10 protein-coding genes and 1 rRNA gene are annotated in these 12526 nt (G+C 54.2%); 8 read left to right on the top strand and 3 right to left on the bottom strand.

Annotation, left to right across the window (positions count from 1 at the left end; genetic code table 11):
• Nucleotides 1-430: 430 nt before the first annotated feature.
• The 3 genes from mprA to emrB all read left to right on the top strand — a co-directional run bounded on the left by mprA (nt 431) and on the right by emrB (nt 3838).
• Nucleotides 431-961 carry a transcriptional repressor MprA gene (gene mprA / locus BM323_RS08935; protein WP_008101638.1) on the top strand — a complete coding sequence of 177 codons (531 nt, stop codon included), beginning with the start codon at nt 431-433 and terminating at the stop codon, nt 959-961.
• A gap of 148 nt (nt 962-1109) precedes the next feature.
• Entirely contained in the window at nt 1110-2282 is a 1173-nt protein-coding gene (gene emrA, locus BM323_RS08930) for a multidrug efflux MFS transporter periplasmic adaptor subunit EmrA (RefSeq protein ID WP_008101640.1), read from the top strand.
• A 17-nt stretch (nt 2283-2299) separates the two neighbouring features.
• Nucleotides 2300-3838: a multidrug efflux MFS transporter permease subunit EmrB gene (gene emrB, locus BM323_RS08925; protein WP_008101642.1), complete on the top strand. Its 1539-nt coding sequence runs from the start codon at nt 2300-2302 to the stop codon at nt 3836-3838.
• Nucleotides 3839-3875: 37 nt separating this feature from the next.
• On the opposite strand, the gene BM323_RS08920 is transcribed toward emrB, so the two are convergent.
• Nucleotides 3876-4988, bottom strand: coding sequence for a tRNA/rRNA methyltransferase (locus BM323_RS08920; protein ID WP_008101646.1), 1113 nt, complete (start codon nt 4986-4988; stop codon nt 3876-3878).
• A 156-nt stretch (nt 4989-5144) separates the two neighbouring features.
• Here BM323_RS08920 and trxC point away from each other — a divergent pair, with 156 nt between their 5' ends.
• The 5 genes from trxC to BM323_RS08895 all read left to right on the top strand — a co-directional run bounded on the left by trxC (nt 5145) and on the right by BM323_RS08895 (nt 10901).
• The gene (gene trxC / locus BM323_RS08915; RefSeq protein WP_008101648.1) at nt 5145-5564 is read left to right on the top strand and encodes a thioredoxin TrxC; all 420 of its coding nucleotides are present in this window, start codon (nt 5145-5147) and stop codon (nt 5562-5564) included.
• 91 nt (nt 5565-5655) lie between these two features.
• Nucleotides 5656-6360 (top strand): tRNA-uridine aminocarboxypropyltransferase, encoded by a 705-nt coding sequence (locus BM323_RS08910; RefSeq protein WP_008101650.1) that lies wholly within the window; start codon nt 5656-5658, stop codon nt 6358-6360.
• Between the two features lie 87 nt (nt 6361-6447).
• A complete protein-coding gene (locus BM323_RS08905; protein ID WP_008101652.1) occupies nt 6448-9105 on the top strand; it encodes a bifunctional acetate--CoA ligase family protein/GNAT family N-acetyltransferase in 2658 nt (885 codons plus the stop codon).
• A 116-nt stretch (nt 9106-9221) separates the two neighbouring features.
• A complete protein-coding gene (gene pssA, locus BM323_RS08900) occupies nt 9222-10577 on the top strand; it encodes a CDP-diacylglycerol--serine O-phosphatidyltransferase (RefSeq protein ID WP_008101655.1) in 1356 nt (451 codons plus the stop codon).
• A gap of 3 nt (nt 10578-10580) precedes the next feature.
• Nucleotides 10581-10901, top strand: a complete 321-nt coding sequence (locus tag BM323_RS08895) for a YfiM family lipoprotein (protein ID WP_008101657.1) — start codon at nt 10581-10583, stop codon at nt 10899-10901.
• On the opposite strand, the gene BM323_RS08890 is transcribed toward BM323_RS08895, so the two are convergent.
• Both BM323_RS08890 and rrf read right to left on the bottom strand, forming a co-directional pair.
• On the bottom strand, nt 10902-12206 hold the full coding sequence (locus BM323_RS08890) for an MFS family transporter (RefSeq protein WP_008101659.1): 1305 nt from the start codon (nt 12204-12206) through the stop codon (nt 10902-10904).
• Nucleotides 12207-12438: 232 nt separating this feature from the next.
• A 5S ribosomal RNA gene (rrf, locus tag BM323_RS08885) occupies nt 12439-12526 on the bottom strand; the annotation flags it as partial.

Below are 12526 nucleotides of genomic sequence, written 5' to 3'. Positions count from 1 at the left end.
AATTCCATCATTTTTGCTGGTATCGCGTTCGCGCGAGCGTTGTTAAGAGCATGTTAATCAACACCTTGATTTTAGTGGACAAGCTGCGAGCTAAAAGTGTTTAGAAATCGTAAAGATGAGACCAAACCGCTGAGCGATACTGTTCATTGATGATTGGCTTTGTTATGGTTAGCAGCGCAGTTATTCACCAGAGTTATTTTTTCTCGCGAAATTATTTATCAGTAAAAAGGTTTCCCGGGATCAATTGATGACATCGGCTGCCTGCATGATCAGGCGGGATGTCAGGGCGAAATGCCCTGGGTTAAGGAACAACCTGGAATGTCAGATGTTGACAATGTGATCGTACTAACAATCACCTGCGGAAATTGTGACTACGCTTAATCTGTCACCATCATTACTATACCAGTTGCAACTAAGAGGTTTTTTTAAAATGGAAAGTTCGTTTACTCCCATTGAACAGATGCTAAACATCCGTGCTAACCGCCATAAAGATTTTCCGCTGCAGGAGATCATTCTGACCCGCTTGTGCATGCATATGCAGGGAAAACTGCTGGATAATCGCAACAAAATGTTGAAGGCGCAGGGAATTAACGAGACCTTATTCATGGCGCTGATTACCCTTGATGCGCAGGAAAATCAGAGCATTCAGCCTTCAGAACTGAGTTCTGCTCTCGGCTCTTCACGCACCAACGCCACGCGTATCGCCGATGAGCTGGAGAAGCGCGGCTGGATCGAACGCCGTGAAAGCGAGAACGATCGTCGCTGCCTGCATCTGCATTTGACCGAAAAAGGTAATGAGTTCCTGCGTCAGCTGCTGCCACCGCAGCATCAGAGCCTGCAATACTTGTGGTCTTCGCTCTCCACTAACGAGCAGGATCAGCTGGAATCGATTACCCGTAAGTTACTTAACCGTCTCGATAAAATGGACGAAGATCAGGTTATCGCTTCCCTGTCGCGCTAATAGCAAGAAGTGCGACACAATCACCTTCCGAAATCGCTATTTTAATCCCCTTTTGTCCGGCCAGCGCTCAAGCGCTGGCTTTTTCGACTCGGGCAACCGTGTTGAAGGATCAGCACATCCCGACTAAATGGAAAACGTGGAGAACGACATGAGTGCGACAGCGGAAGCTCAAAGCCCGCAACAGCCAGCGAATAAAAAGAAGAAGCGCAAAGGTGTGCTGATCCTGCTGGCTATCGTGTTTGTAATTATTGGTGTTTCGTATCTGGCTTACTGGTATTTGGTGCTGCGTCACTTCCAGGAAACCGATGATGCCTATGTGGCAGGTAACCAGGTGCAGGTGATGGCGCAGGTTTCCGGCAGCGTAAACAAAGTGTGGTTTGATAACACCGACGTGGTGAAGAAAGGCGATGTTCTGGTGTCGCTGGATAAAACCGATGCCGAGCAGGCGTTTGAGAAAGCTCAGACCGCTTTGGCCACCAGCGTGCGTCAAACCCACCAGCTGATGATCAATGGCAAGCAGTATCAAGCCACCATCAAGTTGCAGCAAACCGCGTTAGAACAGGCCGAAGCTGACCTGAAACGCCGCGAGCCGCTGGGCGCGTCTAATCTGATTGGTCGCGAAGAACTGCAACACTCGCGTGATGCCGTGGCAACCGCCAAAGCACAGCTGGATGTGGCAGTGCAGCAATACAACGCTAATCAGGCGATGATTCTGAATACCGCGCTGGAAAACCAGCCGGCGGTACAGCAGAGTGCGGCTGAATTGCGCGATGCCTGGCTGGCGCTGCAGCGTACCGAGATTCGTAGCCCAATTGATGGCTTCATTTCACGTCGTAGCGTGCAGGTGGGTTCGCAAATCTCCACTACCACGCCGCTGCTGGCGGTGGTGCCGTCAACTAACCTGTGGATCGATGCGAACTTCAAAGAGACGCAGCTTGCCGGTGTGCGTATCGGTCAATCGGCCACGGTGATCAGCGATATCTACGGCGATGACGTGGAGTATCACGGCAAAGTGGTAGGTCTGGATATGGGTACCGGCAGCGCCTTCTCGCTGCTGCCTGCACAGAACGCCACCGGTAACTGGATCAAAGTGGTTCAGCGTCTGCCAGTGCGTATCGAGCTGGATCCAAAACAAGTGGCGGAACATCCGCTGCGTATCGGCCTTTCCACGCTGGTAAAAGTGGACACGCAGAACAAAGATGGCGCCACGCTGGCCAGTGCCGCGCGTTCGCAAGCCGCGTATGAAAGTAATGCGTTGGCAATCGACCTCGCGCCGGTTAACCAGCTTATTACTGACATCGTTCGTGCCAACGCTGACTAACGCCGCGGGAGGCTGTTATGGCACAAAAACCGCTTGAAGGTGCGCCGTTAGTCCTGATGACCATCGCCCTGTCGCTGGCGACGTTTATGCAGGTACTCGACTCCACCATCGCTAACGTGGCGATTCCGACCATCGCCGGTAACCTCGGTGCCTCGAACTCACAGGGCACGTGGGTAATTACCTCTTTCGGGGTGGCAAACGCCATCTCGATTCCGATTACCGGTTGGCTGGCGAAGCGTATCGGTGAAGTGAAGCTGTTTACCTGGGCGACCATCCTGTTTGTGTTGGCGTCCTGGGCGTGCGGCATGTCCGAAAGCCTTGAGATGCTGATCTTCTTCCGTATCATTCAGGGCGTGGTTGCCGGTCCGCTGATTCCACTGTCGCAGAGTTTGCTGCTGAACAACTATCCGCCAGCGAAACGCAGCGTGGCGCTCTCGCTGTGGGCGATGACGGTGATTGTCGCGCCGATCTGCGGCCCGATTTTGGGCGGCTGGATCAGCGATAACTATCATTGGGGCTGGATCTTCTTCATCAACGTACCGATTGGTTTGGTGGTGGTGTTACTGACGCTGCAAACGCTGCGCGGACGTGAAACCAAAACCGAAATCCGCCCGATCGATATGGTGGGTTTGGTGCTGCTGGTGGTGGGCATTGGCTCGCTGCAGGTGATGCTGGATCGTGGTAAAGAGCTCGACTGGTTTAGCTCCACCGAAATCATTGTGCTGATGGTGGTCGCCGTGGTGGCGCTATTGGTGTTGCTGGTGTGGGAGCTCACCGACGACCATCCGATAGTCGATCTGTCGTTGTTCAAGATGCGCAACTTCACCATCGGCTGTTTGTCGATAAGCCTCGCCTATATGCTCTACTTCGGCTCGATAGTGTTACTGCCGCAGCTGTTACAGGAGGTATATGGCTACACCGCCACCTGGGCCGGATTGGCGTCGGCGCCGGTGGGGATTCTGCCGGTAATCCTGTCGCCGATCATTGGGCGCTTCGCGCACAAGCTGGATATGCGTAAGCTGGTGACCTTCAGCTTCATCATGTATGCCGTCTGTTTCTACTGGCGCGCCTACACGTTTGAGCCGGGAATGGATTTTGGTGCATCGGCGTGGCCGCAGTTTATTCAGGGCTTTGCGGTAGCGTGCTTCTTTATGCCGCTCACCACCATTACGCTCTCAGGCTTACCGCCAGAACGTATGGCGGCGGCATCGAGCCTGTCGAACTTCGTGCGTACGCTGGCGGGTTCCATTGGTACCTCGATCACCACCACTATGTGGAGTAACCGTGAATCGATGCATCACAGCTATCTGTCGGAGTCGGTGAATCCATACAACGTCAATTCACAGCAGATGTATGACCAGCTGGAAAGTCTGGGCATGACCCAGCAGCAGGCCTCGGCGTATATCGCGCAGCAAATTACTAATCAGGGTCTGATTATCTCGGCGAATGAGATCTTCTGGGCATCGGCGGGAGTGTTCTTGATCTTGCTGGTTCTGGTGTGGTTTGCGCGTCCACCATTTGGTGCGGGCAGTGGCGGCGGTGGCGGCGCTCACTAAGCGATACAAACAAAAACGGGCCTTGCGGCCCGTTTTTTTATGCGTTCTGACGCCACCATTCGGCGAGCAGAATACCGGTCGCCACGGACACGTTGAGGCTTTCAACGTTACCGGTGCCGCCAATCGACAGGCTGAGATCGCCCTGCTGGAAAGCGCTGTCTGACAGACCTTCGCTCTCCTGACCCAACACCAGCACCATTTTGGCAGGCAGCTCGGCTTTCGCCAGCGGTGTGCCTTCGTGGCTTGAGGTGGTAACGATGGTGTAACCCGCTTTACGGAACGCTTCCAGGCCATCGGCAAAGCTTTCGCCGCTGATTGCCTGTACGTGCTCAGCGCCACCTTCGGCGGTACGTACTGCCGCACCCGATTCCAGCAGCGAAGCATCATTCACCAGCAAACCTTTCACACCGAAGTGCGCGCAGCTACGCATAATGCCGCCAAGGTTGTGCGGGTTGCTGACATCTTCCAGCGCCAGCACGCAATCTTTGGTCGGTGCCTTTGTCAGCCACTCGGTAACCGGCATGCCCATGCGTTTTTTAATGATGAAGCACACGCCACCATGATGTTCAGTACCTGAAGCTTTGGTCAGCTCAGCATCTTCAACCACGTGATAGGCTTTGCGGTTGGCCGCCAGCCAGCGCAGGGTTTCGCGGAAACGCGGCGTTACGCTCTGAATAAACCAGGCGCGCACGATGCTTTCCGGACGGCTCAGGAACAGCGCCTGACAGGCATTTTCACCGTAGACGCGCGTCTCTTCCTGACGCTGACGGCGAATCTGCTCTGGATCGATCACCGGCTTGTTCGCGGCCTCATCCAGTTGGCTGTCATCGGCAACCGGTGGACGAGAAACGGTGCGCCACGGCGAATCACCGAAGCTGCGGTTGTCGTCACCACGATCGTCACGACGTCCAAAGCTGCGGCCGCGTTCGGTATTACTCGCACCGCGCGGTGCCGAGCTGCGTGCGCCGCTACGGCCACCTTCTTCATTATTACGTGCACTGCTGCGAGGACCAGAACGACGATTATCTTCCTGGCGCGCAGCAGGACGGCCGCCTTTGCCGGTACGGGGATTCGGCTTTTGACCGCCATCCTCATCACGTACGTACATCACTTTTACCTTGCCGCTTTTGCCTTTAAATTCGTCGTTCATCTGTTCCTCCAGCATTGAGAGCGCGAAGATTACCTGATGTGTCGGTGCTTAGCTATCAACTATTGAACCTATTGGGCAATCCAGATTGAGCATAGCACTCAACCTTTTCATAATGTCCGGCAATCATCAGATTTACAGGTCCGGGTTGAGGTAAATATGAATACAGTTTGTGCCTCCTGTCAGGCAACCAACCGCGTGCCCGAGTCGCGCATTGCCGATGGAGCAAAATGCGGTCGTTGCGGCGGTGAGCTGTTCAACGGTGAAATCGCCAACGCGACGGCCGCCACGCTGGATAAATATCTGCAAGACGATCTGCCGGTGGTGATCGACTTCTGGGCGCCGTGGTGCGGTCCGTGCGTTAACTTCGCACCGGTGTTTAAAGATGTCGCAGACGAGCGTCGCGGCAAGGTGCGCTTCGTGAAAGTGAATACCGAAGCCGAACCTGCGCTGAGCTCGCGTTTCCGCATTCGCAGCATCCCTACGATTATGCTGTTCAAGAACGGCGAGATGGTCGACATGCTGAATGGCGCAATGCCGAAAGCGCCTTTCAACGAGTGGCTCGACGAATCGCTGTAAACCGCTAAAGGCCAGCCGCGTGCTGGCCTTCCTTATTACCTTTCCCGGTTAATTCCATTACACTGGCGTTTTTTATCCTGCCTGCGAACCTATGTTTGAAAATGCCGTTCTGCGTTTACGTGCGCAACGTTTAGCGCGCGCCACGCGCCCGTTTCTTGCGCGCGGTAATCGTGTCATACGTTGCCAGCGCTGCCTGCTGCCGCAGAAAAACTGTCTGTGCGCCACCATCCAGCCACAGCAAGCGCGCAGTCGCTTTTGCCTGGTGATGTTCGATACCGAGCCGATGAAGCCAAGTAACACCGGAAGATTAATCGCCGATGTTCTGCCGGACACCGAGGCATTTGGCTGGTCACGCACCGAGCCAGATCCCGCGCTGCTGGCAGCGGTGAAGAATGAGCTTTATCAGCCGCTGGTGGTTTTCCCTGCGTCTTACGCCGATGCCGATCGTGAAGTGCTCACCAGTCCGCCGCTCACCGGTAAGCCGCCGCTGTTTATTATGCTCGACGGCACCTGGACTGAAGCGCGCAAGATGTTCCGCAAAAGCCCGTGGCTGGATGCGTTGCCGGTGATGTCGCTGAACGTTTCTGCGCCTTCGCGCTACACGCTGCGCGAAGCCCACGGCGAAGGCCAGCACTGCACCGCCGAAGTGGCTGCCGCGCTCCTGGAACAGGCGGGCGATCTCGCCGCCGCCGCCGAATTACAGCACTATTTCGCACGCTTCCGTCATGCTTATCTGGCGGGAAAACCACATCATCCGATTCATGCTCTGGAAGAAGCATTAAGTAGCGGAATCTGAAGCTGGCTCTCAGCCTGCGATCGGCGAATCGGCAAGCGCGGTAAAAAGCGTTTACAATCATGCCAATCTTGATAGCAGGAGCGGATGATGAGCCAACGCGGACTGGAAGCGCTGTTACGACCTAAATCAATAGCGGTAATCGGTGCATCAATCACACCGGGGCGCGCCGGCTACTTTATGATGCGTAACCTACTGGCCGGTGGATTTAGTGGTCCGGTTTTGCCGGTGACGCCGAAGTATAAGGCAGTGAGCGGCGTGCTGGCTTGGCCCGATATCGCCAGCCTGCCCTTCGCCCCCGATCTCGCCATCATCTGTACCCACGCCAAACGTAATCTCGACCTGCTGCAGCAACTGGGTGAAAAAGGCTGTAAGGCCTGCATTATTCTCTCGGCGCCGTCCAGCCAGTTGGAAGAGCTGAAAGCCTGCGCTAGTCAGTGGCAAATTCGCCTGCTCGGGCCCAACAGCTTAGGTTTGCTGGCGCCGTGGCAAGGGTTGAATGCCAGCTTCTCGCCGGTGCCGATTGCTAAAGGTCGCATTGCTTTTATTTCGCAATCCGCAGCGGTCTCTAACACCATCCTCGATTGGGCGCAGCAGCGTAATCTCGGTTTCTCCTGGTTTATCGCGTTAGGCGATAGCCTGGATATCGACGTTGATGATCTACTGGATTTTCTCGCGCGTGACGGCAAAACCAGCGCTATTCTGCTCTACCTCGAACACCTCAGCGATGCGCGCCGCTTTGTTTCCGCTTCGCGCAGCGCCTCACGCAACAAACCGATTCTGGTGATAAAAAGTGGTCGCAGCCATCAGGCGCAGGCGATGCTCGGCACCCACAGCGGACTGGATGCTGCCTGGGATGCGGCGATTCAGCGCGCCGGTTTGCTGCGCGTGCAGGATACGCACGAGCTGTTTACGGCGGTTGAGTCGCTGAGCCATATGCGTCCACTGCGCGGTGATCGCCTGATGATCATCAGCAACGGCGCGGCACCGGCAGCGCTGGCATTGGATGAACTGTATGCACGCAACGGTAAGCTGGCGACATTGAGTGATGAAACGTTGCAGGCGCTGGCCGCACTGCTGCCTGAAGGCGTTGGGCGCGGCAATCCGCTCGATTTGAAAGATGACGCGACACCCGCGCGCTATGTTGCCTGTATTGAACGGCTGCTGGATAGCCATGAACTCGATGCACTAATGATCATTCATGCGCCAAGCGCCGTTTCGCCATCCAGCGAAACCGCCGAGCAGATTATCGCTGCGGTTGCCAAACATCCGCGTGGTAAGCAGGTCACGCTGCTGACTAACTGGTGCGGCGAATACTCCTCGCAGGCCGCGCGCCGCGCTTTCACTCAGGCCGGCATTCCCACCTGGCGCACACCGGAAGGCACCGTCACCGCGTTCATGCATCAGGTAGAATATCGCCGCAACCAGAAGCAACTGCGTGAGACGCCCGCGCTGCCAATCGGATTGACGCAGAACAGTTCGCAGGCACATCAGCTGATTCAACAAGCGCTGGATAAAGGCATCACCACGCTGGATACCCATGAAGTGCAGCCGGTGTTGCAGGCTTACGGCCTGGCGACACTGCCCACCTGGATTGCCAGCGACAGCATCGCTGCTGCCAGCATTGCCGATCAGATTGGTTATCCGGTAGCGCTCAAGCTACGTTCACCGGATATTCCGCATAAGTCCGAGGTACAAGGCGTAATGCTGTATCTGCGTAGCGCCGCAGAAGTGGAACAAGCGGCTGAAGCCATTTTCGATCGTGTGCGCGAAACCCATCCACAGGCGCATATTGATGGCCTGCTGGTGCAGTGTATGGCGAACCGCGCCGGGGCACAGGAGTTACGCGTGGTGGTCGAGCAGGATCCGCTGTTTGGTCCCATTATCCTGCTGGGTGAAGGCGGCGTGGAGTGGCAGCCAGACAAGCAAGCTGCCGTGGCTTTGCCACCGCTGAATATGACACTGGCGCGCTATCTGGTGATTCAGGCAATGAAAAGCGGCAAAGTACGCAGCCGTAGCGCGTTACGACCGCTGGATATCACCGGGCTGAGCCAGCTGTTAGTGCAGGTTTCCAACCTGGTGGTCGATTGTCCGGAAATTCAGCGCCTGGATATTCATCCGCTGCTGGCATCGGCCGATGAATTCACGCTGCTGGATGTGACGCTGCAGCTGGCACCTTTCAACGGTGATAACGAAGCGCGCCTGGCGATTCGTCCTTATCCACATCATCTTGAAGAGCAGGTGCAGCTGAAAGATGGGCAATATTGCCTGTTCCGCCCCATCCTGCCGGAAGATGAACCGCAGCTGCGCGCCTTTATCGCTCAGGTAACTAAAGAAGATCTCTACTATCGTTACTTCAGTGAAATCAATGAGTTTATCCATGAAGATTTGGCGAATATGACGCAAATCGATTATGACCGCGAAATGGCGATTGTCGCGGTACGCCAGCACAATGGCGTTGACGAGATCATTGGCGTAACGCGCGCAATCTCCGATGCCGACAATATCGATGCTGAATTCTCGGTGCTGGTGCGATCTGACCTGAAAGGCTTGGGCATGGGCAGGCGCTTGTTGGAGAAGATGATTCGCTATACGCGCGATCATGGCCTGCAACAATTGAACGGTATCACCATGCCAAACAATAGCGGCATGATTACGCTGGCGCGAAAACTCAATTTTCGCGTGAATATTCAACTGGATGATGGCATTGTCAGCCTGAATTTGCCGCTTGGTGATGTCATCAGCTAACCTGTACAGAAAGGTAAAAGTCCTCCTCTACAGGCCGGTTGATGGTATTATTTACCGTTAGGATCATGATTTGATGGCAAAAGGCCATGCAATGAACAGAGAAGAAGTGCACTGTGATGTTGTCTAAATTTAAACGTAATAAACACCAACAACACCTCGCACAGCTGCCTAAACTGTCACAATCCGTGTCGGATCTGACGACGCTTTACTCGCCTGCCGAGTTTCGCGAAACCCTGCTGACGAAAATTGCTTCAGCAGAAAAGCGTATCTGTATCACCGCGCTGTATCTTGAAAATGATGACGGCGGGCGGGGAATAATGCAGGCGCTGTACGCAGCGCGTCAGGCACGTCCGGAGCTGGATGTCTGTATTCTGGTTGACTGGCATCGTGCGCAGCGTGGTCGCATTGGCGCCGCCCGCGGCGTGACCAATGCTGACTGGTATTGCGAAATGGCGGCTCAGCATCCGGATATCGCTATTCCGGTTTACGGCATTCCGGTTAACACCCGTGAAGCGCTCGGCGTGCTGCATCTAAAAGGGTTTATCATTGATGATACACTGCTCTACAGCGGTGCGAGCCTGAACGATGTCTATCTGCATCAGCATGATAAATACCGTTATGACCGCTATCAGCTGATCCGCAATCCACAGCTTACCGATACCATGTATGCGTGGATCTGCGAAAATCTCAAGGAATCCGATGCGGTTAACCGCCTCGATAAAACTGAGCGCCCTTCCAGCCCGGAAATTAAGAACGAAACGCGTCAATTCCGTCAGGAACTGCGCAGCTTTAACTATCAGTTTACCGGCAATGCAGATAATGAATCACTTGCCGTCACGCCGCTGGTTGGCCTGGGCAAACGCAGTCTACTGAATAAAACCATTTTCCATTTGATGCCTTGCGCCGAGCGCAAGCTGACGTTGTGCACGCCCTATTTCAACCTGCCAGCTATTCTGGTGCGTAACCTGATTCATTTACTGCGTCAGGGCAAAGAGGTTGAGATCATCATTGGCGACAAAACCGCTAATGACTTCTACATCCCGCCAGAACAGCCGTTTAAGATTATCGGCGCGCTGCCTTATCTTTATGAGATCAACCTGCGTCGCTTCCTTAGCCGTTTGCAGTATTACGTCAATAACGGTCAGCTGACGGTGCGCTTGTGGAAAGATGGCGAGAACAGTTATCACCTGAAAGGCATTTGGGTGGATGACGAATGGATGATGATCACCGGTAATAATCTTAATCCGCGCGCGTGGCGACTGGATCTGGAGAATGCGGTGCTAATTCACGATCCACTGAATCAATTGGCCGAACAGCGTGAAAAAGAGCTGGCGCTGATTCGTGAGCATACTTCCGTGGTGCAGCATTTTCGCGAGCTGGAAAGTATCTCGGATTATCCAGCGAAGGTGCGCAAGCTGATTCGTCGTCTGCGCCGTATCCGCATCGATCGTTTGATTAGCCGTCTGCTCTAGCCGATGCGTGCGCTCATCCTCTGCGTGGTTTTGCTGTGTAGTGGATGTGCGCATGTCGCCCAGGATAACTGGACCGGCAAAGATAAAGCACAACACTACTTCTCTTCCGCTGTTCTGGCTGCCGCTGGTAGCGAAATTTCCCAGCATCAAAATCACAGCCACGGGCAGAATTTGCGTTTCGGCTTTCTGTTTTCGTTAAGTTTTGGTGTGGGGAAAGAATTATATGACAGCCGCTCGGCAGGGAGCGGCTGGAGTTGGAAAGATCTTAGCTGGGATGTCGCCGGTGCCGCCAGCGGTATCGCGCTGTGGAATCTCAGCCAGTAGCTACAGCGCAATCCCCTTTCCTTTGCGATGCAGCATCAGCGATACCAGGAATGCTAAAGCGCCCATTGCCGAAACATACCAGAAGAAGCTGGTTTCAATACCTTCCCTTTTCAGCAGCAAGGCTACGTATTCTGCCGAACCACCAAAAATAGCATTCGCCACCGCATAGGAAAGCCCAACGCCCAACGCCCGGACTTCTGGCGGGAACATCTCGGCTTTCAGGATTCCACTGATCGCGGTGTAGAAACTGGTGATGATCAGCGCCAACATGATCAAAGCGAATGCCAGCCAACTGCTCTGCACATTTTGCAGCAGGATCAGAATCGGAACCGTGCAGATTGCGGCACCGGCACCGAAAATCATCATTGAGGCGCGACGACCGATTTTATCTGACAGTGCGCCAACAATCGGCTGAATCAACATGAACACCAATAAGCAACCGGTCATTAATCCACTGGCACTGCGCGCATCCATCCCGGCGGTGTTCACCAGATATTTTTGCATGTAGGTCGTGAAGGTATAGAAGCTCAGCGAACCACCTGCGGTAAAGCCCAGCACCATTAGAAACGCACGAGTATGATTGCGCAGTAATCCTGTAATACTGCCGGCATCACGGTGTTCACGGTGTTTTTTCTCTGAGGTTTCGTTGAGCGAACGACGCAACCACAATGCCACGACAGCCAGCGCCGCCCCGAGGAAGAACGGGATACGCCAGCCCCAACTGCGGAGTTCTTCATCGCTAAGAATTTGCTGCAAGACGACGACGGTCAGCACCGCCAATAGTTGGCCGCCAATGAGCGTCACATACTGGAACGAGGCATAAAATCCTTTTCGTCCTTCCAGTGCTACTTCGCTCATATAAGTGGCACTGGTACCGTATTCCCCACCAACCGATAATCCCTGAAACATACGCGCCAGCAGCAGAATAACGGGCGCAGCCAGGCCTATTTCGCCGTAGCCCGGTAGGCAAGCGATCACTAATGATCCCAGACACATCATGCACACTGAGATCAGCATTGAAGCTTTGCGGCCATGACGATCGGCGATGTAGCCAAATAGCCATCCACCGATCGGACGCATTAGAAAACCAGCAGCGAAGACGCCGGCAGTTTGCAGCAATTGGGTGGTGGTATCACCGCTTGGGAAGAAGACGTGGGCAAAATAGAGTGAGAAGAAGGAGTAGACGTAGAAATCAAACCATTCGACTAAATTGCCGGAAGAAGCACCAACAATCGCCCAGATGCGCTTTTTACTGTCGGCTGCCGTTTCAGATAGTGCCACTTTTTGTTGTTGTGAGTCAGTCATGCTTACCTCTTTTCCTTGCGAAGAATTAACGCCAAAGGATTCAGTAAAGCATCTATTAACTGGTTGCGTGAATTGTCTCTATTCCTGGATTACAAAATGTGACTGCCAGGGAGTTTTTAGTGCAACTTTTTGCTGATTTTCATGCAAATTCAGTTAACTACGGCTTTAAACAGCTATCAGCAGACGTAAAAAAGCCCCGAACTTTCGTTCGGGGCTTCTTCACTTATTTGATGCCTGGCAGTTCCCTACTCTCGCATGGGGAGACCCCACACTACCATCGGCGCTACGGCGTTTCACTTCTGAGTTCGGCATGGGGTCAG

The organism is Pantoea sp. YR525 (assembly GCF_900116775.1).
Classification (GTDB): domain Bacteria; phylum Pseudomonadota; class Gammaproteobacteria; order Enterobacterales; family Enterobacteriaceae; genus Pantoea; species Pantoea symbiotica.
The sequence above is the reverse complement of the archived record's forward strand: the minus strand, read 5'-3'. Positions and strand labels throughout refer to the sequence as shown.